Below are 22,498 nucleotides of genomic sequence, written 5' to 3'. Positions count from 1 at the left end.
TCTTGAAATTTAGCCTATGCTTAACTCAAGACCCAGATGAGAACTTTCTACTACTACTTTATATTCATCAGTAGCCTTATTTCTATCTCCTGCGAACAAGAACCATCAGCAGATTTAATCATTACAGGAGCCAATATCTGGACTGCTGATAAGCAAAATCCTTCTGCAAATTCACTAGCAATCTCTAACGGGAAAATTCTGGCTATAGGAAAAGAAGAAACAATCCTGAAATATTTATCCTCGAAAAGTCAGAAAATCGATCTTGCAGGTAAGTTTCTCATGCCGGCTTTCATTGATAGTCATGTTCATTTGATGACAGGCGGTAGAAGCTTATTAAGTGTGGATTTGCGCGATGCAGATTCTCCTGAAGAGTTTAGCAAAAGAGTGGGTGATTTTGCCGAAAGTATCCCAGAGGGACAATGGATTTTGGAAGGAAATTGGGATCATACCCTTTGGGGAGGTGAGCTTCCCCATAGAGACTGGATAGATGCAAGGACTCCCAACACTCCGGTTCTGCTATTCAGACTGGACTGGCATATGGCTTTAGCAAATACGGCAGCCCTGAAATTTGCAGGTCTGGATAAACACACAAAAGAGGTAGCTGGGGGAAGTATAGGAAGAGATAAAGATGGAGAACTTACTGGCATCTTAAAGGATAATGCCATGAATTTGGTCATGGATAAAATTCCTCCTATGTCTGAGGAAGAAAAAGATATTGCCTTCGATGCTGCCATGGCATATTTCCTTTCGAATGGAGTGGCAAGTGTACATGATGTGGATGCACTTTTCGAGGATTTTGAAAGCTATGCAACAGCACAAAAATTTCAGGAATCAGGCAAGTTAAACCTCCGGATTTATGCGGCTACTCCCTTGAAGGATTGGGAAAGTCTGCAAGCTGGAAAGCTGCAAAAAGACGAATGGATAAAAAGTGGAAGTTTAAAGGGTTTTGTGGATGGATCTCTGGGCTCTCATACTGCTGCCTTTCATGAAGCCTATACAGACAAAGCGGATGACAAAGGATTTTTCATCAATTCCGAAGAGGAATTATACGAGTGGATATCCGGGGCAGACAAAGCCAATCTGCATGTCATGGTTCATGCCATTGGAGATAAAGCCAATCATGTTTTGCTCAATATTTTTGAACAGGTGGCCCGGGAGAATGGAACAAAGGATCGTAGATTTAGAATCGAGCATGCCCAGCATATCGCTCTTGAAGATATACAGAGGTTTCGGGAATTAGGCGTAATCGCAAGTATGCAGCCTTATCACGCCATTGATGATGGCAGGTGGGCAGAAACCTATATTGGTCCGGAAAGGATCAAAACGACCTATGCCTTTCAATCCCTCCTTCAATCAGGAGCAAGACTTACTTTTGGCAGTGATTGGGCAGTAGCACCTGCCTCTCCTCTCAAAGGCATTCATGCTGCCCTTTTAAGACAAACCCTGGATGGAGCAAATCCCGATGGTTGGGTAGTTGAACAAAAAATCAGTTTGGAAGCAGCCTTAAAAGCCTATACCATAGATGCAGCCTTTGCTTCCTTTGAGGAAGATATTAAAGGAAGCCTTGAAGTAGGGAAACTGGCAGATTTTGTCGTCCTGAGTGAAGACCTCTTTCAAATTGATCCGGGAAAAATCAAAGATGTTCAGGTGCTACAAACCTATGTAGGAGGGAAAAAAGTATTTGAATTGACCGACTAGACCTAATACTCCGGATCAATTTTTCTAGTTAACTTATATAGGACAAAGCCTAACAGATACATTATGAAGTATACAGTCCTTACTTTTATCCTTCTATTATTCTTTTTCCCCCTTTCGGCTTTACCCCAAAATAAGCCAGAAAAAGTCTCAAGGGATCAACTCAAAACATGGCAAAAAGAAGTTTCCAATTGGGGACGATGGGGCAAAGAGGATCAGAAAGGAAGTTTAAATCTCATCACGGCTGAGAAAAAAGTAGCTGCAGCCGCTTTGGTACAAGAAGGCGTATCCGTTTCCCTGGCCTACCCTCTCTCAAAAGAAGAAAACATAAATAATGGCGATCCGCTTATCCATCAATTGGGCACCTCTGGCCAATGGGCAGGAGATACCTATACCATAAATTACCATGGCTATGCCCATTCCCATATCGATGCTTTATGCCATATAGCTGGAGACGAACTATTGTACAATGGATTTCCTGCGGATAGTAGAAAAGCGAATGGGGCTGAGAAACTGGGCATTCAGCAAATGTCGGAAGGGATTTTTAGTAGGGGAATATTGGTTGATATTCCCTGGTTAAAAGAGCTGGACTATTTGGAACCCGGCACACCCATTCTCGCTTCTGATTTGGATGCATGGGAAAAGAAATCAGGTATAAAAGTTGAAAGTGGAGATATACTCTTGATTCGAACCGGAAAGCTTGCCTGCGAAAAACAGAGAGGCCCCTGGAAGTATAGTGAAAATGCAGCAGGCCTGCATGCCTCTGCAGTTAGCTGGTTGAGAGAAAGAGATATCGCAGTTTTGGGTTCGGATGGAGCCAGCGATCTTTTTCCCTCTGGTGTGGAAGGCCAAAGCCATCCCGTTCACCTTTTGGTGCTGCATAGTATGGGAACTCCTATCCTGGACAATCTCAATTTGGAGGACCTTCTTATGGAGGCAAAAAAGCAAAATCGTTGGGCATTTCTTTTTACTGCTGCTCCGTTAAGAATTGAAGGAGGGACAGGCTCACCTTTAAACCCGATTGCTATATTTTAAGGCAATGCCATTTAAAATTAAACACTAGCTACATTGAACTACCAACACATCTTTTTAAGCCTGCTGATCTTTAGTTGTTTATCGCTAAGCTTACAGGCACAAGAAAGCGCCACCCTTTCCTTACAAGTTCTTGATGGGAAGACTCAGAACACCATAACAAGCGCAAGTATTCGACTTATTAGCTTAGCTGATAGTAGTCTATTAGCAGGGAGATTATCGGACTCCAGCGGTAGGGCAAGCATCACAGGAATAAAGCCAGGCAGTTTCCTTATTAGAATTACTCACATTGGATATCAGGCATTCCAGCAAGACATCCTAATCGGACGCCTAAATCGATATTATGATTTGGGGAAAATACAACTTTTGCCCTCAGAAAGTCGGCTTTCCGAAGTACTCATTGAGGGGGAAATAGCCAGTGTTTCAACTTCCCTCGATCGGAAAAGCTTTGATCTGGATGAAAATATTTCTCAAGCTGGAGGCTCTGTCCTGGATGCCATGAGGACTTTGCCTGGAATAACTGTGGATGCTGAAGGAAAAGTTGCCCTTCGAGGAAGTGATCAGGTATCTATTCTCATAGATGGACAGCAGTCAAGTTTGACGGGTTTTGGTCAACAACAAGGACTGGATAACATTCCTGCGGCAAACATCGATCGAATAGAGATTATAAATAATCCGTCTGCTAAGTATGACGCAGCAGGAATGGCTGGAATCATCAATATTATATACAAAAAAGAAAAAAAGGAAGGCCTGACAGGAGAAGTTGGTTTTACTTATGGCCTGGGAGAAATAAGCACTCGAAAAGAAAGTCTTCCGACAGAATTAGGTCGATTTTCTCTCAATCCCAAATATATTCCCAGCATAAGCCTCAATTATTCACAGCCCAAATGGAGGGCCTTTATTCGAGGGGAAATTCTTCGCCAGAAAAAATTGCCGAACAATGAATTTAATACCCGGACTTATGAGGATGGCAGAGTCATTATTTCTCAGGTACCAGAAAATCGAACCCAAACCCAATACATAGTCAATGGAGGCCTTGATTGGCAACTGGATCAACGAAATCTCTTAAGTTTTTCTGCCATAGTTGATTATGAAAATCATATAGATACAGCCCAGGTACCCTATATCAATCTGAACACCGATGTCCGTAATCGATATTGGCATTGGTCCGAACGAGAAACGACCGGTTACCTGAATTTCCGATCAGCTTATGAGCATAGTTTCCCTCAAGCAGGGCATAAAATCTCGAGCAGCTTACAATACACAAGAGGAATTGAAGATGAAGCCTACTTCTTAACAGATAGTTCTTCTATTCGCATAGGCCAGGATACTACCCATATCATTGCCATTGAACATACCGGACTTTTTCAGCTAAACTATACCAAACCTCTCAAGAGTGGCAGATTGGAAGGAGGAAGTAGAATTCAAGTTCGCCGTATCCCTATTACCTACGAAATAGGACAGGGAGAATCCTCTATTATTTACCCCGAGCTCGGCGACAACTCTTCCTGGGGCGAAAGTATTTTTGCTGCTTATTTGAATTATATCTGGGAAAAGCCTCGCTATGAAATTGAATCCGGAATACGGGCTGAGCAAACCTATGTCTTTTACGAATTAGATCCTGTCAATATTTATTATGATCAAAATGATGCTTACCAGTATTTCGAACTATATCCCAATATTCGATTTACGCTAAAGCCTCACCCCAGACATGGACTTTCTCTGTTTTATAACAGACGGGTAGATCGACCTGGAGAGCCAGAATTAAGGGTTTTCCCTAAATACGATGATCCCGAATTGCTCAAAGTCGGCAATCCCTATTTAAGGCCTCAGTTCACTCAAAACTTTGAACTGGCTTATCGCTATAGTTGGGAAAAGGGTTCCGCATTTTTCTCAACTTATTATCGAATCATCGACAATCCCTTCACACGTGTATACAGCATAGATACAAGTAGCGTACAATATGACATTGTCAATCGCATTTATCAGAATGTAGGGAGTGGAAATCAAGCCGGACTGGAATTCCTCTTTTCACATCAATTCTCTGAAGTCTGGAAATTTAGCGGGAGCTTCAACCTTTACCAGAACACCATAAATGCCTTTACAGGGGAATTACTATTTCCCTACATAAGACCCTTTAGTATCGATAAAACCCAGAGTACTACCTGGGACATAAAATTCCAGAACCAATTCCAATTATCAGAAGACTGGCAGATACAAATAGCTTATTTGTATTATGCCCCCTTCAATATCCCTCAAGGGCGGCAATTGTCGCGAGCTTCTCTGGATTTCGGGATCAAAAAATCTCTTTGGAATCAGAAAGGAGAAATTACAATTTCAGCAAACGACCTATTCAACCAATTCGGAATTCGGCAAGAACTTAAAGGGGACGGTTTTACCAATTTATACCAAAACTATTATGAAACTCAGGTAATTAGGCTAGGAATTCGCTATAAGTTCTAATCCATTTTACCCTCTCTCCTCCCCTTTTTTCTAAAAAATATTCAATTTCCCTTGCGTAACCGAACAGTTACATGTAAATTAGTAACCGATCAGTTACATATAACTATGAGACGAGATGTTTTTCAAGCTATAGCCGATCCGGTACGTAGAGATATCATCGGATTACTTTCTTCTGAATCTCTGACGGTAAATGCCGTAGCTCAGAATTTTGAAATAAGTCGGCCTGCTATTTCCAAGCATATCAAAATCCTGAACGAATGCGGGATCATTGCGATCAGAAAGGTAGGAAGAGAAAGATATTGCCAAATCCAGCCCAAAGAACTGGCCCCGGTCTATGATTGGGTCGAACCTTACCGTAAGCTATGGGAGGAAAAACTAGATGCTTTCGAAGAATATTTAAACAAATTACAATCAAAACAAGATACAGATGAGTAAGGAATTAGAGAATCGCACCTTAACCTTAACAAGAACTTTCAATGCTCCCATCAAGCTGGTTTGGGAAGCCTGGACTAAGCCCGAGCACATCGCACACTGGTGGGGTCCCAAAGGCATGAAGGTCAATATCATTGAGCACAATTTTGAGCTTGGTGGGCAATGGAGATATTCTATGACCATGCCTAATGGAGCGGAATTTATTACCGAAGGGATCTATTCCCTGATCGAAGAATTGAAACGCATTCATAGCTCTGCTGATTTCAAGCCTATGACCGAGGGTGTTGAATTGCAATCCATATTTGAAGAAGCTGGAGACAAAACAAATTTCACCTTTCATGTGATTCATGAGACGGAGGAATACTGCAAACAGCAGGAAGAGATGGGCTTTTATAAGGGATGGGGTTCTGTGTTTGATAATCTAAGTGAGTATTTGAAAGAAAAGGTTTAGACAAAAAAACGAGCAGTGACATAACAAAAAAGCGGCGATTATTTCGCCGCTTTTTTAATTCTGGCTTTGCACACTATCCATTATCCACAATTTGGAATATATTTGGGTTACCAGGATTAAAAGATGAACCTATTAAGCATAAACATGAAATCAATTAGCTGTTGCCTTTTTTCTTTAATATTAGTCTTTTCTTCTCTAGCTGCCCAGGAAGATAATTTTGAGCAAAAAATCCGTTTGATGTTGGAATTATCCGACACCCGGACAACTTATGACTTCCTATTTCAAAAGGCGCTCTTTGAAATGAAGGAAATTCAAAGAAAACAAGTTCCTGATAAGTTTTGGAAGAAACACGAAACGGTCATACTGGATGAGGCATATGAAGACCTAATCAGTATCATAATCCCATTCTATAAAGAATATTTTACGGAAGAAGAAATCGATGAAGTCAATGCCTTTTTGAATAGTGAAGTTGGACAAAAAATGAAAAGGATAAATCCAATCATTCTGGAAGAAGGAAGTAAGAGTGTAGAGAAATGGGGGGAAGAATTCGGAGAGAAAATAATCAATCGCCTTTACAGGGTTCAGGAGCTTTTATTCAACTCACCAACAAAAGAAGACTGCAGCAAATTCCGGGAAGGCAGCTTTGAATATTTCACCGAAATTGAAGAAGATGGCGAACAAAAAACAATCCGAACGGAAGTACTGCGCGTAGGCAATAAGCAAATAGAAAAAGCAAATGGTCAAAGCCTGAATATGCAGATAGTCTGGCAGTCAAACAGTCAATATCTCCTCATTGATCCAGAAGATACCGATGGGTCTAAAATTATCCAGGTGAGCATTATTGAGGTAAATAATAATAATTTCAAATATTTAAGCCGATTTAAAGACGGTAATTTCTACTTATTAGGAGAGATGACTAAGTTGAATGAGTAGTATTTGCCCAGCTCTTTTTGGATCATAAATCATGGACTACTTCCCTACCCTATATAGCCCACGACTCATCTTGAGAAAGATCGATATCGAGGATATACCGGCTTTACTCAAACATGCCAATAACAAAAAAATAGCGGATCGCATTCCCAATATCCCATATCCCTATGAGGAGCCACAAGCAGTTTTTAGAATCAGTTATGTGGTACAAGGGTTTAAGCAGAATAAAAGATTCGTATTCGCCATCATCCAGAAAGAAAGCGAAGAACTCATCGGAGAAATCAGCCTCCACAAAGAAGGAGAAAAGATGGCACAAATTGCTTTTTGGTTGGGGGAAGCCTATTGGAATCAAGGCATCACTACGGAAGCAGTAGAAGCTGTGCTGAAGTTTGCTTTGGAGAAAGCCAATTTCGATCAAATCTATGCGACCTGCCGTCCGGATAATGAAGCATCCGCAAAAGTTCTGGCTAAAAATGGAATGAAACAGGGAGTGGATCGGGGAAATCAGTTATTTTTTTTCATAGAAAAATAAGCCTTCTAGTCTTATGGAGAAATCAGAATTAAGAATACAAGATTATCTATCCTTTGGGTATTTATACCTGTTGATTCTGGGTATAGTCAGAGATTCTATTTACTATGGATTTATGGGAATTAACATCATCCGTTATTCTGATGTCATGGATGTTCTCTTAAGCCCTATCGCTTATCTCAGCCAGGAGTACGTCCTTTTTTTAATCTTCCTTTTTATAACCTACTGGGTAGCTATTCAGCCTTCTTTTCACAAAAAGCATAGAAGTAAAAAATGGTATAGTAGAATCTTTAATGTGGAAAAAAGGGATAATATATATGCAGAAGCACCTTTGATCCCTCGAGAGATGCCCTTGATTGCTTTGATGGTTGCTTCCCTCTTGCTGGGAACAGGAGTCGGTAAAGGCATAAAGACGGCTGATAAAATGAAAGCTGCAGAATTGAAAATGCTGGACGAAATCAGTTTTCTGGATAATGAGACAGAGAAAGTGCATGTGATTGGGCAAAACAGTAGCTTTATTTTTTATGTGAGAGAAGGGAAAAAAGAAGTGTCTGTATCGCCCATAAATGGCACGATCAAAAGAATCAACATGAAAGAATAATACCAATCTTATGAATGCCCGAGACCTCATAAAGCGCTGGTTTGAAGCCTGGGAGAAAGGAGAATTCCAGGCGCTGCCTATTTCAGATACCTTCACCCATACAAGCCCTTATGGAATCATAAAAGGAAAAACCGCTTATGTAGATTTGGTAGCGGCCAATAAAGATAAATTCCTCAACCATCGATTTGAGATTCACGATGAAATTTATGGAGAGCGTCATGGCTGTGTTCGCTATACAGCCGTACAAGAAGATTTCCGTCTGGAAGTAAGTGAATGGCATTATGTGAAAGAGGGCTTGATACAGGAAATTGTGGCTTACTATAATATTCCGGGTGAGATTCGGGAGGATCGGAAACTCAAGGATCTCTAAAAATTGTCTTTTTGGATTCTTGTTGAGAAGAGAAATTGCCTTCTCTCTTTTCCTTAGAAAGATCCCTCATAGATTATTCGGGACAGGCATCGCAAAAAATCAAGCTACTGCAAAGCCTCCCGCAACCCGGCCCCCGCACCCTGGCACCCTAACACAAAAATACCCAAACACTTTTCCCTACCCAAGCGCGCTGGCCCTGCAGAGCCCATCGGGAAAAGGGGCGGCTTGTGGGCTGGTTCTGGACTCTGCGATTTTTGACTCCATCTTTTTCTAAAAAAGATGGAAACAAGCCCTCAAAACATTCAAAAAAATCCTCGAAGAATAAATTATCGTAACTTTAAACTATAACAAATCCCTTATCACAGCATGATCCCATCCTCCACAAAAAAAGACCTTCTTCTGCCCTGGATCAAAGCGGGCTATTCTCTTTTTGCAAAAGAAGGACCTCAGGGACTAAAAGTGGAAGTCATTGCACGTAGGGTAAACAAAAGTAAATCTTCCTTTTACCATCATTTTGCTGACCTTGAAGTCTTTACGGAATTTCTACTCGACCATCACCTGAAACAATCCGCCGAAATAGCAGAATTGGAAAAATCCTGCAAGACTATAGATCCGGAACTTATTGATGTATTGATTGGCGTAAAAGAGGACCTTTTGTTCAATCGACAATTGCGCTTCCATCGAGACAATCCCAGCTATAAAGCCTGTTTCGAAAAAGCCAATGAAGAAGTAGGAGAAGCACTCTTAGAAGTCTGGGCCAATGATTTAGGCTTGGAGGGGAACCTCCATTTGGCAAAAAATATGTTTGAGTTGGCCCTGGAGAATTTCTATCTCCAGATAAACGAAGAAACCCTCAATAAAAGCTGGCTTAGCCAATATTTCCAGCAAATCAAATCTACCATAAGCGGAATCAAAAAGCTTTAAATTATCTCATTGGACGCTTTCGTCTAAAAATTTTCTCCCATGCTTATCAACTTGCCTCAAAACAAGAATTGATACGCAATGAAAAAATCTCAAATTCCCCTATTCGTTATCCTCGGTTTCCTTTATTGGTTTGCAGGAGCCATGATGGTAAAATTTCTCGGAGAGCTGGTTTTTACAGAGGATAATCCGCTAAGCCTATTCATGTTTATTCTAGCTATTCCGATTACCTATCTGGCCATATACCTAAGCATGTTGGCGAGTAAGTTATCACTATCGCAAATGCTGGAACCTCTGGTCATCATGACCTCCTCAGCCATTTTTTTGGATGGAATCGCCTTGACCTGGTTCCAATGGATCTATCATGAATCCGTCGAAATTGCCCTGCATGGTGCAGCCTGGATTTTGTGGGCCGGAGGAATCGGATTGCTCCTCACCTTCCTCCACAGTAAAAATCGAAAAGAATTAGCCAACTAATCTTTCGACCAGCTATCCTATAATTCTTTCCAATCCCAGGTTCAATTGAAAAAGATTAAGTAAGATTGGGGCATGAAAACAATCGCACTTACACTATCCACAAGCATTCTCTTATGCCTCCTTTCCTGCAAAGAGAGCAAGCAAGCACAAGCTACTCCGGAAGAGCTCAGGTCCGAACTTCAGGAAGCCATAGAGGAATTCAACCAGGCTTTTGCTAAAGCAGACACCTCGCGATTAAGAAGTATGATTACTGAGAACTATCAGCACAGCAATAGTTATTATGAAGCTATTGGCAAGGAAACCTGGCTTGAATATATAGGTCAAAGAAAAGCTGATTTAGATTCTGGAGAAATGGAATTATTGGAATATGGATTGGATCAGGAACAGATACAAATCCTAGGAAATACAGGTATTTTAAGTGGGAGGATTAGCGTAAAAAGTCGCCTGGGCTCAGATACAAGCCAGGTAGCTTATCGAATAACAAATGTCTGGATCAAAGAAGGAGAGAACTGGAAAAGAGCTGCTTTTCACGATGGAAGAATCAAATAAGACCTGACTTTTTGTTACGAAGTAGCGGGCTTTGGCAACTAAAGGGTAAATAAACCCAGCCATTGCCATGCTTTTTATAAACAGCTCTTATTTAAAGACATTTCTATCGCTTTTACTTTTATTCTCCTTCCTTCCCATAGCTTGTGAGGAGGCTCCTGTAGGCATGGAAACTGATCCGGATATCCTTAGCTGGCAGCAAGGGAAGAATGAATACCTGCTCATGATCGATGGCTATGAACGGAACTTCATAATCCATGTACCCGCATCCTATCAGGAAGACATTGCAAGTCCTGTAGTCTTTATGCTTCATGGTAGCGGAGGCAACGGAACAAAATTTCACAATATTTCCGGCTGGAAAGAGAAAGGAGAAGCAGAAGGTTTTATCACTGTCTTTCCCACGGCTATGGAATATCGCCTGGCAGATGGTCGAAACTCTACAAAATGGGGATCAAGGGGCTTGGAATCAGAGTTAGCTGCAGGAGAAAGCGTCAAAGATGACATCCCTTTCTTTGAGGAATTGGTACGCAGGCTGAAGCTAAGCTTCAAGCTGGATGAAAGGCGACTTTATATTTCCGGCTTTTCAAATGGAAGTGGCTTTGTTAAAAGTGAGATAGTTCCTCGAATGGGAGATACTTTCGCAGCAGCCAATGTCAGCGGAGGAGTAGGGATTCCTGTTTCATTTCCCATCAGTGGCAACCGAATTATGCCGGTTTTTAATATATCCGGAAGTATGGATCCCAAAATTTTGGAGAAAATTGGAAGCAATGAAGAGCTCCCTCTTAGCGGCCCAGATATCGAAGCCCATTCTTTCCTCTGGTCTTCCTTGACAACTATGTGCGAAATGCTGGGCCTGCAAACAGATTACACGGAAAACCCCAATATTCCCCTTTGGAACCTGATGACTTTTACTAGCCCGCAATCTTCCCAAGCTTCAGAATACAAATTCATGATGGTAAAGGAAATGGCACATGTTTACCCAAATGGAGGCAACAACCCAAGAGGAGTCGTGGCAGTCGATATCCTTTGGCCCTGGTTTTTGGGACATCAATTAAACTAGCCTTATCTTCATGGGCCCAAGCGCTAAAGACGCCCATGACTAATTACCTGGATCTCTTTCAAAGCATCAGTCATTACGGACAACATTTTCTGGTTCCCGGCCTGATTGCTTACATATTTTTCCGGGATCAGTGGAAAAAAGCCTGGCTCATCATGTTGGCCACGATGTTGGTAGATCTGGATCATTTCCTGGCAGAACCCGTATTTTCCCCGGACCGATGTAGTATCGGCTTTCATCCCTTGCATACTGAATGGGCTATTGGCTTATATCTCATCCTCTTTTTCTTTCCCAAAAGCAGAATTCTAGCCCTGGGCCTTTTATACCATATGTTGACCGATTACCAGGATTGTCTCTGGATGTGGTATATTAATCCTTAGAAACTTAAGAAGATTCCATGACTACTATCCTTAAAAAAATTGGAATAGCCCTATTGATTTTACTCGTTTTAGCTGGCCTGGGCTATTGGCTTGGCAAAGATGCTTTCTTCCAGTATATGGGCAAAAAATTCTTCAAAGACATTGAAGACAAAGCCCTGGCAGAAGCCTTTAGAGGAGTGGAGACCTCCACGGGAAAGGAAATAGGTATGTTCCCTATCCAATCTACAGGAGTAAGTACAGCGCCTATTAAACAGGCAGCAGAAGCCTTACTCAATAGCCTGGGTGATGAGATGCGAGAAGAAATTCAGTTTGAGATTGACGATATAGAGTGGAGAATGTGGTCCAATGTCGACAATGGCATTTATGAAAGACAGGGAGTAAGTTTAAAAGACATGGATGCGGATCAGAAATCGGCAGCTTTCAAACTCATGCAGGAATCTTTGAGTGCCAAAGGCTTGCAATTGAGCAAGGATATCATGAAAACAGATCAGACCTTGCGCGAGCTAAACAACAATGAGGATTTCTTCGATGAAGAATTGTATTTCTTCACCTTTATGGGGACTCCTTCAGAAACAGAGCCCTGGGGCTGGCAATTGGATGGACACCACCTCATCATCAATTATTTCATTCTTGGCGATCAGGTCGTTATGACTCCCACCTTTATGGGCGGAGAACCTATTATCACCACCACAGGAAAATACAAGGGCAATACCCTCTTTCAGGATGAGCAAAATATTGGCCTGGCATTTATGCAATCCCTTCCTCCCGAACTTCAAAAAGAAGCTACTATTTCCCCAGAAAAAACACGTAATAATAATCAGGGAGAATTTGCCAAAGACAATATCACCCTGGATTATGAAGGACTGAAAGCATCTAAACTATCTGATGAGCATAAATCAGCTTTACTCAACCTTGCCTTCCAATACATTAGCAATATGCGAGCAGGTCATAATCGGGTAAAAATGGAAGAAATAGAAGCGCATTGGGATCAAACCTGGTTCGCTTGGGTAGGAGCTACAGATGAGGAAGCAGTTTTTTATTATAGAATTCATAGCCCGGTGGTCCTGATTGAATTTGATCACCAAAGAGCTGTTGGAGCTCCGACGGACAAAAAAGGGCCTACACGAAACCACATTCATACCGTTGTTCGAACCCCCAATGGAAATGATTATGGGAAGGATTTGTTAAGGCAGCATTTAGAGGATCATCATCATTAGTCACTCGAACCTGTACAGACCTTATAAGATTCCAGCATAGGATAATCGCGATAAAAGAGATCGATAGGCTGCTTTAAAAAGTTAAGGCTACTTCGCCAGGCCCTTGGGCTATTCAGTTCTCCTTTTAAGACTATAACCTGGATTTCTTCAATTATCCTGTTGAGCCCTTTCAAAGACATATAAATCCGAGCGATGGCGACAGCTTTTTCATGCGCTACATTGCCCAGCCTCCCACTGCTTTCAGCTATATCATAGGCAAATGTATAAATGCCGGGAGGATTAATGCTTTGGTATTCCTTTAATTCATGGAATTTCTCGAATTCTCCGATGCTTTCGATACTATCAAGTAGAAAAAGCATTCGATTGTAATATTTCCTATAGTATTGAAGCTCCTCATGGTTTTTGTTCAACTCCTTACAAATAAGATTCAGAGATTTTGAAGCAGCATCACGCTCACTTGACTCCTTGCTCCAATCCGAGGCCAGGTTACCCAGGTAAATGGCCAGCAAGATAGAGACAAATTCCACTAGTAGAATTCCTATGGAAATACCCTTAAATAGTTTTCTGGATCGTCTGTGTAACATAGTTCGTATCAATAGAAATTTAATCTACAATTATATCGGAGAAAAACTTTAAAACAAATAGCTTACAACCTGCAAGCAAAAAGACGATCTTTAGCATGAAATACTAGCTTTTCTAGCTTTGTTTTGTTCAGTTAATGCTTGCATCCCAGATTTCATGAAGTTTAAAGACCATTTTTCCCGGCATGCATCGATTTACCAAAAGTTCCGACCAAACTACCCGGACGAGCTTTTTAGCTACCTGGCTGGACTTTGCGAAAAGAAGGAACTCGCCTGGGATTGCGGAACGGGAAATGGCCAGGCTGCACAGGGACTATCTGCTCATTTCCATAAGGTCATAGCTACAGATCCCAGCCAATCCCAAATTGAACAGGCAAGAGCACATCCTCAGATCACCTACAGATTGGCAAGCGCAGAGGAAAGTGATTTATTAGATCAATCCATTGATCTACTTTGCATTGCACAAGCTTTACATTGGTTTGATTTTGAGCGCTTTTATCCGGAAGCAGAAAGAATTCTGAAAAAAGGAGGATTGATCGCTGCCTGGAGCTATGGACTTCCTGGCATAAGTGAAGAATTGGACAGCCTGATTCAGAACTTCCATGACGAAATCCTTAAAGGTTTCTGGAAGGAGGAAAATGAGTTCGTAAACCGTTCTTACACAACGATTCCTTTCCCTTTTCCCGAAATTCCTTCTCCTAATTTCAGCATGGAAAAAGAGGGGAATTTTGAAGACCTATTGGGCTTGCTGGAATCCTTTTCAGCGGTGCAAAGATACAAAGAAGTCAGGGGCAGAAATCCTTTACTTAAAATCCGTACAGAATTATTGCATGCATGGGGAGCTTCAGAGAAAAAACGAAGCTTCCGCTGGCAGATTCCTTTACTCATCGGCATCAATCTTTAAGCCACCTACACAGAAAAAAAATACCTGTCAATTTTTCGGTTGCAGCAGGCCTTTTCCCCTTGCTATCTTCGTAAAAAATCAGGAATCCCATGCATATTTCGGAACAGAAGCAAATTGATAGCTATTACGAAGCCTTGGTGAACCGGGACAGTACCTTTGTAGGCATTTTCTATGTCGGGGTAAAAACCACTTCCGTTTTTTGTATTGCTACCTGTCGGGCAAGAAAACCAAAAAAAGAGAATGTCATTTTCTACTCAGAAGTAAAAGATGCCCTCGACAATGGATTTCGTCCCTGCAAAATCTGTCATCCGACGGAAAATGCCCTTCCTATGCCAACGGATATACAGACAGCCATCCGTATGGTAAAAGACAATCCCAAAGAGAAGATTTCTGATCAGCAACTCAGAGATGCAGGCATAAGTCCAGAGAAATTGAGAAGATGGTTCAAGGGGAATTATGGAATTACTTTCCAGAATTACCAGCGCATGTACCGCATCAATGAGGCATTTCTGGAACTAAAGAGTGGAAAGAATGCCACTCACACAGCTTTCGATTCAGGTTATGAATCCCTAAGTGGATTTAGTTATACCTATAAGAAATTGATGGGTAAAGCTCCGAGCAAAACTGCTAGCGGGCAAAGAATTCTGATTAGCAGAATAGAAAGTCCTCTAGGCCCTATGTTTGTCTGTGCGACCGAAAAGGGAGTCTGCCTACTCGAATTTGTAGACCGCAAAATGCTGGAAACAGAATTCAAGGATTTACAAAGGCTGCTGCAGGCACGGATTATTCATGGGGAAAATGAACACATCAAAGAGGCTCGAAAACAAATCGAGCAATATTTCGCTGGCCAGAGAACAAGCTTCAACTTTCCCCTCGATAGTCCGGGTACAGATTTCCAGCAATCGGTTTGGAAGAACCTCATCAAATTGCCCTATGGCCAGACCTCTTCTTATCAGGAATTGGCCGCAAGAATGGGTCGCCCTAATTCGACCCGGGCAGTAGCTTCCGCAAATGGAAACAACCGAATAGCCATCGTTATACCTTGTCACAGAATCATTGGCAAGGATGGTAAACTCAGGGGATATGGAGGAGGATTGGCCCGGAAACAATGGCTGCTGGATCACGAGCAAAAACACTCTTCTTAATTCAGGTCTTTCAGATGCGCTGAGAAAAAGGTGTTGACTTATTGGGGAAATGAGTTTGTCATTAATGTACTCAAGTGGGTAGGTCCTGCCGAGCCCATTGGGAAAAGGTGCAGCTTGTGTGAATAGCTTTGGGTTCTGCGATTTTTGGCTTCAGCTTTTTCTAAAGAAGGTAGGAAAACATCCCAAACCATCTCAAACCATCTCAAATCTTAATCAAGGAAGCCAAAGAGAAAAAGCCTCGCAGACTTCTTCCCAGCTAATTTCCTTCGCTCCTTTATGAGGCAAATTGAAAAAGTAAGCCTCATGATCTTCCCATTGTTTATTAGCATTTAGTCTGCTACTATTTTTTCGGTGGAAAGTAAACGCTTCTTTTTTATCTGGATGCTGGACATGCAATACTCCTCTTTTCTTGCTAAAAAAAAAGCTCTTAGTTTCCAGGCCTTTTTCTTCGATGAGCTGTACCAGGACTTTGTGTTCGCTTTTCTTAAATCGCATGTCTACCTATCTTCTGTTTTAAACTATAACGAGCAAAACTCATCGCTAATCTGTTTCGGAAGAACTATTTCAATATTTCTAAAAACAGGGCATATTTCTTTTTTTTGAACGACTCCGACAACCTCACAAGATTTTCCCGCGTTACTTTTGGCGAAAGATCATCCTATCTTTCCTCGAAAGCCATCTAACCTTAACACATGTCGTCTGTCAAACACGCTCCCCAATTACTCCTACTTCTACTATTCATTTCTCCCCTAATTTTCATTTCCTGTGAAGGTGAAGTTCCCGAACCAATTGACTTTGGTCCGGTAAGCGAAATTATTGTCATGGACAATGGAAATGTAGGTGACGCCTCCGATATAGAAGTCAATTTCAATAAACAGCTGGATCTACAAAATATAGCTGAATACAGACTCTTCGCACTCAAATCAAATAGAGTAGCAAATTTTGGCCTGGAAATCGCCGGTGCTATGGCATCTGAAAGATATACACTCATTCAAACGGATGAAACCTATCCCGTAAAAGGCAAAGAACTTACTGCCCAAAGCAAAGATGTTGATGGGGATATCATCAATGCAAACGAAAGTTACCGATTTGCTATCCTGACGGTTGCGGAGGATAGCCGTATCTCTGAGAACACCCTGGCTATAAGTGAACAGGATTTTCAATTGACTGTCAATAATCTATTGATCGATCATACCCGTGAGCAGGAAATAGGTGCTGGAAGTTTACTCATGGGGCCGAGTGGACAGTTATGGATGGGAGATTATAATATACAACGTCATGTATCCGAAAATTCGGACACTACTTATCGTTTGTATCGTATCACAGACGATGGCAGTTTTATAGAAGAAAGCACAGAATATCAGGTATTAGCTGGAAATGCCTTCGACTCAGAATACAATCTCTACCAGTCCGACATCCTCAATGCCCGTATCCTAAGAAGAAGTCCAGCAGGTGTTTTCGATACCCTCATAGCCAATGATTATCCCCTTTTTCAACCCGACGGTATTTATGTAGATCCTAATAAAAACATATTCGTCGCAGACCAGGAAGCTGGAAATGTGGTTAAGATTGATTCGGATGGAGTTAGCAGTCAATTCGCCTTCGTGGGGAAAAGCCCAAGAGGAATCACGGCCGATACAGAAGGGAATCTCTATGTCAGTCACAACCATGAAAATGGAGAAATATCCAAAGTTAGCGCAGATGGTACAGTGTCTATATTAGCGACTATTCCTGTATCCAGACCGGAAGGATATGTCCTTCCTTATAAAATGTGGATGGGCTATATCATCTTTCATGAAGGTTTTCTCTACGTGGCTGGCATGAGCAGTGATCGTATATACAAAGTCAGTTTAACTGGAGAGGTAGAAGTCTTTGCGGGTTCTGGAAATCGGGGGATTCCCAGAGGTGGTGTACGTACAGCCAATCTGAATAGACCTCTCGGACTTGCATTTAGCGCGGATAGCAAGAAACTCTACATTAGCGGGTGCACGGATGTTACTCCCTCTCACACCCAATACACTACCCCCGGAATTATTTGGGAGATAGATATAGTAGAGTAAATTGCCCTATGGCAATTTCCCTTTCCCTGCAAGGGTAGCTTCTTGAAGAACTTCAAAAAATGTCCGCAGGAATCAAGGCTGTAATTGAAAAAATGAAAGAATAAGCCCCTTTCATCTGGTATTTCCAGTTCGATCTTCCTTAACTTCAAGGCCCAACATTCGATTCCTGAAGATTATGGAAAAACTCAAAGTAATTGCTTTTGATGCAGATGATACCCTTTGGATCAATGAGCCTTTATTCCAGGCAACTGAAAAGAAATTCGCTGAATTGCTGGAAGATTTTCTGCCTCAACACACAGTTTCCCGTGAACTGCTCAAAATTGAAATTGCCAACCTTCCCAGATATGGCTATGGTGTAAAATCTTTTATGCTTTCCATGGTTGAAACAGCCATTGATATTTCTCAGGGAAAGATAGGAATGGAAGTGATCTCCCGAATTCTTGATATTGGCAAAGAGTTGCTGGATGCTCCCGTTGAGGTCATTGATGGGGTTCCGGAAGTATTGGAGAAATTGAGGGGGAAATATCGCATCATCATGGCAACCAAAGGAGATCTGCTGGACCAGGAACGGAAGTTGGAAAAGTCAGGCCTGGCTCATTTTTTCCACCACACAGAAATTGTTTCGGAAAAACATGAAGCAGAATACAGCCGCATCATTAAACACCTTGACATCAATCCCGAAAATTTCCTCATGATTGGCAATTCCTTGAAATCCGATATCATTCCTATCCTGAACATCGGCGGACATGGTTTCCATGTACCTTACCACACCACCTGGGAACATGAAAAAGTAGAGGTAAAAATCGATCACCCTCATTTCCGTCAAATGGAAAATATTCAAGAGGTCCTTCAGCACATCCCCCAATAAAACTGAAAGGGAGGATTTTTGGGAAAATTCAGTATTCGGAATTTTTCATTTCCCGCAAAAATAACTGAATAAAGCCTACTTCGCTTGCGAATTTGCTTCGACTGTAATATCTTGTATATCAGCGATTACATGATATAAAGATGAAGTATTTAACCTTGCTTCTTCTTGCTCTATTCTTCCTTATTTCTTGTCAAAATTCTCCGACAGAATCTCAGGCACAGACCTCCTCGGCTTTAGCTAAAAGTAATCAGCCTCCAGCCTTTAAGCTAGAGGATGAGCTCCTTGGTTATTATGTAAAAACGGCACATGATGGTGCCTGGCTTCTATTTATGGAAGAAGGAGAAAAAGGATTGAAAGGATCTTTGACGCAGTATCAGGGAATGCTTCCACCCGCAGAGTTTTTGGATGGACCGGATGCTGAAGCAGATATTCAGGAAAAACACCTTATCGAATTCCTTTCAACTGATAAAAATTCAGGGGCTTTCCAATCCAATGTCGGTAGTGGCAGAATCAATGCAAATAAAATCATGTTTGACAGCATTATTGACCTTGATGCCCCCCTGGTCCTGGTTCGAGAAGCAACTTATCCCAGGCCTGAATAAATCGAATTCTCCTTGATTTTTTCAAGAGAGCATTTATCTTTGCAGCCATCTTTCACACAAAATGTTAACCATGAACACAATTATTCGAATTTCGATTTCCCTTATCCTATTCTTCCAAGTGTATTTTCCTCTTAGCGCCCAGGATGCAAAAGAGCCCTTTGAAGGAAAAATTAACTATTCTCTAAAATTTGTAGACAAAACCGGAGAACTCAATGAAGCTATGGTAAAGCTTTTTATTGGGGATGAACAACTTTACACCGTAAAAAGGGAGAAGTACAAAAATGACATGAACGGCAAGTTCAAATTTCGCCAGGCCTACCTGGGAAATGATACCATGTATACTCAGTATCTGGGTAATAAATTTGTCTTATGGACTTTATCTTCTGAACAGGAGGATAGCCTGCTTTCTTATGAAATCATAGAAAATGCCGAGGAGATAAATGGCATTAGCTGTCATTTACTTCAACTCAAAACTAGAAATGGTAGCATTGATTATTACTACCATCCTGACTATCGCCTGGATTCGGAAGACTACAAAGTCCATGAAAGTGGTTTTTGGAGTTTTTTTGTAGAGAAAACCGGATGTCTGCCCTTAAAAAGTGTTGTAGATACAGAAGAAGAATTTACTGAACTTATTTTCAAGGAGATCATGCCGATGAAAATTGAAGACTCAGAATTTGCTGTTCCGGTAGGTCCAAGAAAAAAAGCTTCAGAAGAGTAATTTCCCAGCACGGAACCCCATTTGATGCTGATTTTCACTTATCTTTCCGTTTCATTTAAACTGAAAGATGGAAAGATATAGCTTCAATTCTGAGTATAGCATTTCACGCATTATCAAGGGCGGTTGGCACCTGGCTGGCGGTCACGGGAATATTGATCCTGAAAAGGCAATAGAAGATATGCATGCCTTTGTTCAAGCAGGGATCACCACCTTTGATTGTGCGGACATCTATACAGGAGTTGAAGAGCTTATTGGAGCATTCAAAAAAAAACACAAAGCTGCTTTTCAGTCCAAAGAACTTCCTTCTATACAAATCCATACCAAATACGTTCCGGATTACGATAAACTCTGGAAACTCAAAAAGGAGGATACCGAAGCTATTATAGATCGCTCCCTGCTGCGGCTGGGAGTAGAACGCCTGGACCTGGTACAATTCGCCTGGTGGACCTATGAGGCACCTGGCTATGTAGAAACAGCCTTACATCTCAAAGCTCTTCAGAAGGCCGGAAAAATTCGCTACATAGGTTTGACAAATTTTGATGGAAAGCGCGTACAGGAAATTCTGGATGCAGGTGTTTCTGTCCTGAGCAATCAATTGCAATATTCGGTTTTTGATCATCGCCCGGAATGGGATATGGAAGCTATTAGAAAATCCCATAACATTCCCTATTTATGTTATGGTTCACTTGCAGGAGGTTTTTTGAGTGATCGCTATCTGGGAGCCCCTGATCCTAAAGGTCCTATGGAAAACAGATCCCTGACAAAATATCGCCTCATCATAGAGGAATTTGGCAGTTATGAGTATTTCCAGCAAACCCTCAAGTGTTTAAGAGAAATTGCCGATAAGTATGAGGTGGATATCGCAGCTGTTGCAGGAAAATACATATTGCAAAAAGAAGGAGTCGCAGCCCTGATAGTAGGCGCACGCAATCGTAACCATTTACACAAATACGAACAATTCTCTGGTTTCGAGCTTGATAGGACTGATTTGGCCAAAATTGAAAAAATGGTCCAGGCTTCTCAGGGTCCCAAAGGTCCTGTATATGAATTGGAAAGAGATAAAGAGGGAAAACATGGCAGGATCATGAAATACAACCTAAACGAGGAATAAGATGCAGGACACTACTACTAGGCAAACAGCTAAACTGGAATTTTATGGTGGAGCCATTGCTGCCTTGATTCCTTTTATAGTTTTTGTAAGTGGGGTAATCGCGATTGCCCTATCAGGAGCACCAGATGAAAAGGGATTTTGGCCCATACTTATCCTGGCTCTGGGGATCGGTTTATTATTGGCTAAAGATAAATCCCTATTCTCGCAAAAAGTTCTTGAGGGGATGTCAGATAAAATGGTGATGATTATGATCACTGCCTGGATGCTGGCTTCTATTATAGGAGTACTCATGTCTCTCACGGGCTTTGTTGAGGCCCTGATATGGATGGCTAAAGGATTTCAATTAGGAGGAATAGGTTTTGTAGTGGCCAGTTTTATCATCTGCTGCATTGTGTCTCTTTCTACCGGATCAAGCTTTGCAACTATCCTCATTTGTGGACCTCTTTTATATCCTTCCGGAGGTCTATTGGGCGCTCACTTACCCAGCCTCGCCGGGGCCATCTTAGCTGGAGCTACATTCGGAGACTTCATCGCTCCCATTTCAGATACTACCATTGCCAGTAGTTTGAGTCAGGAGGCGGAAATTGGAAAGGTGGTTAAAAGCCGAATCAAATATATGATTCCTGTATTTATACTTGCCTTAATTGCGTTCTATATTTCAGCAAATTTAGGCGCTAGTCCCAATAATGGTCTAAACACAGAGCTTAGCGGTAGCCCTGAAGCACTTCCGATGTTATTGGTCCCCGCCTTGATCATTTACCTCTTCCTAAAAGGAAAGCATTTGCTTGAAGGATTATTAATGGGACTCTTGTTTGCCGTCGTATTGGCCCTCCTGTTGGGCTTGCTCAAGCCGGATCAGGTATTTAGCCTGGACTTGGAAAACTTTGGAGCCAAAAGTTTTGTTATCGACGGAATCAATCGGGCCGTAGGAATCAGTTTCTTTACGATTTTGTTGATGGGTTTGGTGGGGAGTCTTAAAGCCAGTGGACTCCTGGATAATCTGGTCCGTTTTGCCTCCTCAAAAAGTAATAGTGCAGCTGCAGGTGAAAGATGGATTGCTGCCACCTCTACAGCTGCCGTGCTCCTGACCACCCATAGCATAGTTGCCATTCTGATGCTGGCAGAGTTTAGCAAGGAAAGTGGAGAGAAATTGGGAATAAGTGCTGTCAGAAGGTCAAATATCCTCAGCATGGTTGTTTGTGTTTTTCCTTTCCTCCTCCCCTATTTTATCCCGGTTATCCTTATGGCAAATACCAGCAATAGTGGACAGGATTTTGGTATCCCAGCGGTCAATGCACTAGAAACAGGTTTGCATAATTTTCTCGCATGGGCTTTACTATTTTTGGTCCTGATCCTGGTCCTATTTGGCTGGGGGAGAAAAAAAGATGAACTTCTTTCCAAATAA

25 protein-coding genes are annotated in these 22,498 nt (G+C 41.7%); 23 read left to right on the top strand and 2 right to left on the bottom strand.

The window, feature by feature from the left end:
- Nucleotides 1-36: 36 nt before the first annotated feature.
- The 15 genes from R8P61_08640 to R8P61_08570 all read left to right on the top strand — a co-directional run bounded on the left by R8P61_08640 (nucleotide 37) and on the right by R8P61_08570 (nucleotide 13,101).
- Nucleotides 37-1,698 carry an amidohydrolase gene (locus R8P61_08640; protein MDW3647116.1) on the top strand — a complete coding sequence of 554 codons (1,662 nt, stop codon included), beginning with the start codon at nucleotides 37-39 and terminating at the stop codon, nucleotides 1,696-1,698.
- Between the two features lie 63 nt (nucleotides 1,699-1,761).
- Nucleotides 1,762-2,730 carry a cyclase family protein gene (locus tag R8P61_08635; protein MDW3647115.1) on the top strand — a complete coding sequence of 323 codons (969 nt, stop codon included), beginning with the start codon at nucleotides 1,762-1,764 and terminating at the stop codon, nucleotides 2,728-2,730.
- A gap of 33 nt (nucleotides 2,731-2,763) precedes the next feature.
- A complete protein-coding gene (locus R8P61_08630) occupies nucleotides 2,764-5,190 on the top strand; it encodes a TonB-dependent receptor (GenBank protein MDW3647114.1) in 2,427 nt (808 codons plus the stop codon).
- Nucleotides 5,191-5,295: 105 nt separating this feature from the next.
- Nucleotides 5,296-5,625, top strand: coding sequence for a metalloregulator ArsR/SmtB family transcription factor (locus R8P61_08625; GenBank protein ID MDW3647113.1), 330 nt, complete (start codon nucleotides 5,296-5,298; stop codon nucleotides 5,623-5,625).
- Nucleotides 5,618-6,073 carry an SRPBCC domain-containing protein gene (locus tag R8P61_08620; GenBank protein MDW3647112.1) on the top strand — a complete coding sequence of 152 codons (456 nt, stop codon included), beginning with the start codon at nucleotides 5,618-5,620 and terminating at the stop codon, nucleotides 6,071-6,073. Before R8P61_08625 ends, R8P61_08620 begins: the two co-directional genes overlap by 8 nt.
- A gap of 144 nt (nucleotides 6,074-6,217) precedes the next feature.
- On the top strand, nucleotides 6,218-7,006 hold the full coding sequence (locus tag R8P61_08615) for a DUF2059 domain-containing protein (GenBank protein ID MDW3647111.1): 789 nt from the start codon (nucleotides 6,218-6,220) through the stop codon (nucleotides 7,004-7,006).
- A gap of 31 nt (nucleotides 7,007-7,037) precedes the next feature.
- On the top strand, nucleotides 7,038-7,535 hold the full coding sequence (locus tag R8P61_08610; protein MDW3647110.1) for a GNAT family N-acetyltransferase: 498 nt from the start codon (nucleotides 7,038-7,040) through the stop codon (nucleotides 7,533-7,535).
- Between the two features lie 13 nt (nucleotides 7,536-7,548).
- A complete protein-coding gene (locus tag R8P61_08605) occupies nucleotides 7,549-8,133 on the top strand; it encodes a hypothetical protein (GenBank protein ID MDW3647109.1) in 585 nt (194 codons plus the stop codon).
- 10 nt (nucleotides 8,134-8,143) lie between these two features.
- A complete protein-coding gene (locus R8P61_08600; GenBank protein MDW3647108.1) occupies nucleotides 8,144-8,503 on the top strand; it encodes a nuclear transport factor 2 family protein in 360 nt (119 codons plus the stop codon).
- Nucleotides 8,504-8,869: 366 nt separating this feature from the next.
- Nucleotides 8,870-9,427, top strand: coding sequence for a TetR/AcrR family transcriptional regulator (locus R8P61_08595; GenBank protein MDW3647107.1), 558 nt, complete (start codon nucleotides 8,870-8,872; stop codon nucleotides 9,425-9,427).
- A gap of 78 nt (nucleotides 9,428-9,505) precedes the next feature.
- Nucleotides 9,506-9,901 (top strand): DUF5367 family protein, encoded by a 396-nt coding sequence (locus tag R8P61_08590; protein ID MDW3647106.1) that lies wholly within the window; start codon nucleotides 9,506-9,508, stop codon nucleotides 9,899-9,901.
- 72 nt (nucleotides 9,902-9,973) lie between these two features.
- The gene (locus R8P61_08585) at nucleotides 9,974-10,450 is read left to right on the top strand and encodes a nuclear transport factor 2 family protein (protein ID MDW3647105.1); all 477 of its coding nucleotides are present in this window, start codon (nucleotides 9,974-9,976) and stop codon (nucleotides 10,448-10,450) included.
- Nucleotides 10,451-10,613: 163 nt separating this feature from the next.
- A complete protein-coding gene (locus tag R8P61_08580; GenBank protein MDW3647104.1) occupies nucleotides 10,614-11,507 on the top strand; it encodes a hypothetical protein in 894 nt (297 codons plus the stop codon).
- A 35-nt stretch (nucleotides 11,508-11,542) separates the two neighbouring features.
- Nucleotides 11,543-11,884 carry a DUF6122 family protein gene (locus R8P61_08575; GenBank protein ID MDW3647103.1) on the top strand — a complete coding sequence of 114 codons (342 nt, stop codon included), beginning with the start codon at nucleotides 11,543-11,545 and terminating at the stop codon, nucleotides 11,882-11,884.
- A 17-nt stretch (nucleotides 11,885-11,901) separates the two neighbouring features.
- Complete coding sequence (locus R8P61_08570) at nucleotides 11,902-13,101, top strand: DUF3500 domain-containing protein (protein MDW3647102.1); 1,200 nt, start codon at nucleotides 11,902-11,904, stop codon at nucleotides 13,099-13,101.
- On the opposite strand, the gene R8P61_08565 is transcribed toward R8P61_08570, so the two are convergent.
- On the bottom strand, nucleotides 13,098-13,685 hold the full coding sequence (locus R8P61_08565; protein ID MDW3647101.1) for a hypothetical protein: 588 nt from the start codon (nucleotides 13,683-13,685) through the stop codon (nucleotides 13,098-13,100). The genes R8P61_08570 and R8P61_08565 overlap by 4 nt on opposite strands.
- Before the next feature lie 154 nt (nucleotides 13,686-13,839).
- Between R8P61_08565 and R8P61_08560 the strand changes: the two genes are divergently transcribed.
- Nucleotides 13,840-14,586 carry a class I SAM-dependent methyltransferase gene (locus R8P61_08560; protein ID MDW3647100.1) on the top strand — a complete coding sequence of 249 codons (747 nt, stop codon included), beginning with the start codon at nucleotides 13,840-13,842 and terminating at the stop codon, nucleotides 14,584-14,586.
- An 89-nt stretch (nucleotides 14,587-14,675) separates the two neighbouring features.
- Nucleotides 14,676-15,731, top strand: coding sequence for a methylated-DNA--[protein]-cysteine S-methyltransferase (locus R8P61_08555; GenBank protein ID MDW3647099.1), 1,056 nt, complete (start codon nucleotides 14,676-14,678; stop codon nucleotides 15,729-15,731).
- A gap of 213 nt (nucleotides 15,732-15,944) precedes the next feature.
- On the opposite strand, the gene R8P61_08550 is transcribed toward R8P61_08555, so the two are convergent.
- On the bottom strand, nucleotides 15,945-16,226 hold the full coding sequence (locus tag R8P61_08550) for a hypothetical protein (protein ID MDW3647098.1): 282 nt from the start codon (nucleotides 16,224-16,226) through the stop codon (nucleotides 15,945-15,947).
- A 197-nt stretch (nucleotides 16,227-16,423) separates the two neighbouring features.
- Here R8P61_08550 and R8P61_08545 point away from each other — a divergent pair, with 197 nt between their 5' ends.
- From R8P61_08545 to R8P61_08520, 6 genes are all read left to right on the top strand, one after another.
- Complete coding sequence (locus R8P61_08545) at nucleotides 16,424-17,791, top strand: SMP-30/gluconolactonase/LRE family protein (protein MDW3647097.1); 1,368 nt, start codon at nucleotides 16,424-16,426, stop codon at nucleotides 17,789-17,791.
- 175 nt (nucleotides 17,792-17,966) lie between these two features.
- The gene (locus R8P61_08540) at nucleotides 17,967-18,659 is read left to right on the top strand and encodes an HAD family hydrolase (GenBank protein ID MDW3647096.1); all 693 of its coding nucleotides are present in this window, start codon (nucleotides 17,967-17,969) and stop codon (nucleotides 18,657-18,659) included.
- Nucleotides 18,660-18,799: 140 nt separating this feature from the next.
- A complete protein-coding gene (locus R8P61_08535; protein ID MDW3647095.1) occupies nucleotides 18,800-19,261 on the top strand; it encodes a hypothetical protein in 462 nt (153 codons plus the stop codon).
- A 70-nt stretch (nucleotides 19,262-19,331) separates the two neighbouring features.
- Nucleotides 19,332-19,982 carry a hypothetical protein gene (locus R8P61_08530; GenBank protein MDW3647094.1) on the top strand — a complete coding sequence of 217 codons (651 nt, stop codon included), beginning with the start codon at nucleotides 19,332-19,334 and terminating at the stop codon, nucleotides 19,980-19,982.
- Nucleotides 19,983-20,049: 67 nt separating this feature from the next.
- Nucleotides 20,050-21,093, top strand: coding sequence for an aldo/keto reductase (locus R8P61_08525; GenBank protein ID MDW3647093.1), 1,044 nt, complete (start codon nucleotides 20,050-20,052; stop codon nucleotides 21,091-21,093).
- Nucleotide 21,094: 1 nt separating this feature from the next.
- Nucleotides 21,095-22,498 (top strand): Na+/H+ antiporter NhaC family protein, encoded by a 1,404-nt coding sequence (locus R8P61_08520; protein MDW3647092.1) that lies wholly within the window; start codon nucleotides 21,095-21,097, stop codon nucleotides 22,496-22,498.

Source organism: Bacteroidia bacterium, assembly GCA_033391075.1.
Classification (GTDB): Bacteria; Bacteroidota; Bacteroidia; order J057; family J057; genus JAWPMV01.
This window is presented reverse-complemented; position numbering and strand designations above follow the sequence as displayed.

Coding starts and splice junctions, on each gene's coding strand:
- R8P61_08640 (MDW3647116.1), top strand. CDS start 37: ATGAGAACTTTCTACTACTACTTTATATTCATCAGTAGCCTTATTTCT.
- R8P61_08635 (MDW3647115.1), top strand. CDS start 1,762: ATGAAGTATACAGTCCTTACTTTTATCCTTCTATTATTCTTTTTCCCC.
- R8P61_08625 (MDW3647113.1), top strand. CDS start 5,296: ATGAGACGAGATGTTTTTCAAGCTATAGCCGATCCGGTACGTAGAGAT.
- R8P61_08620 (MDW3647112.1), top strand. CDS start 5,618: ATGAGTAAGGAATTAGAGAATCGCACCTTAACCTTAACAAGAACTTTC.
- R8P61_08615 (MDW3647111.1), top strand. CDS start 6,218: ATGAAATCAATTAGCTGTTGCCTTTTTTCTTTAATATTAGTCTTTTCT.
- R8P61_08610 (MDW3647110.1), top strand. CDS start 7,038: ATGGACTACTTCCCTACCCTATATAGCCCACGACTCATCTTGAGAAAG.
- R8P61_08605 (MDW3647109.1), top strand. CDS start 7,549: ATGGAGAAATCAGAATTAAGAATACAAGATTATCTATCCTTTGGGTAT.
- R8P61_08600 (MDW3647108.1), top strand. CDS start 8,144: ATGAATGCCCGAGACCTCATAAAGCGCTGGTTTGAAGCCTGGGAGAAA.
- R8P61_08595 (MDW3647107.1), top strand. CDS start 8,870: ATGATCCCATCCTCCACAAAAAAAGACCTTCTTCTGCCCTGGATCAAA.
- R8P61_08590 (MDW3647106.1), top strand. CDS start 9,506: ATGAAAAAATCTCAAATTCCCCTATTCGTTATCCTCGGTTTCCTTTAT.
- R8P61_08585 (MDW3647105.1), top strand. CDS start 9,974: ATGAAAACAATCGCACTTACACTATCCACAAGCATTCTCTTATGCCTC.
- R8P61_08580 (MDW3647104.1), top strand. CDS start 10,614: ATGGAAACTGATCCGGATATCCTTAGCTGGCAGCAAGGGAAGAATGAA.
- R8P61_08575 (MDW3647103.1), top strand. CDS start 11,543: ATGACTAATTACCTGGATCTCTTTCAAAGCATCAGTCATTACGGACAA.
- R8P61_08570 (MDW3647102.1), top strand. CDS start 11,902: ATGACTACTATCCTTAAAAAAATTGGAATAGCCCTATTGATTTTACTC.
- R8P61_08565 (MDW3647101.1), bottom strand. CDS start 13,685: ATGTTACACAGACGATCCAGAAAACTATTTAAGGGTATTTCCATAGGA.
- R8P61_08560 (MDW3647100.1), top strand. CDS start 13,840: ATGAAGTTTAAAGACCATTTTTCCCGGCATGCATCGATTTACCAAAAG.
- R8P61_08555 (MDW3647099.1), top strand. CDS start 14,676: ATGCATATTTCGGAACAGAAGCAAATTGATAGCTATTACGAAGCCTTG.
- R8P61_08550 (MDW3647098.1), bottom strand. CDS start 16,226: ATGCGATTTAAGAAAAGCGAACACAAAGTCCTGGTACAGCTCATCGAA.
- R8P61_08545 (MDW3647097.1), top strand. CDS start 16,424: ATGTCGTCTGTCAAACACGCTCCCCAATTACTCCTACTTCTACTATTC.
- R8P61_08540 (MDW3647096.1), top strand. CDS start 17,967: ATGGAAAAACTCAAAGTAATTGCTTTTGATGCAGATGATACCCTTTGG.
- R8P61_08535 (MDW3647095.1), top strand. CDS start 18,800: ATGAAGTATTTAACCTTGCTTCTTCTTGCTCTATTCTTCCTTATTTCT.
- R8P61_08530 (MDW3647094.1), top strand. CDS start 19,332: ATGAACACAATTATTCGAATTTCGATTTCCCTTATCCTATTCTTCCAA.
- R8P61_08525 (MDW3647093.1), top strand. CDS start 20,050: ATGGAAAGATATAGCTTCAATTCTGAGTATAGCATTTCACGCATTATC.
- R8P61_08520 (MDW3647092.1), top strand. CDS start 21,095: ATGCAGGACACTACTACTAGGCAAACAGCTAAACTGGAATTTTATGGT.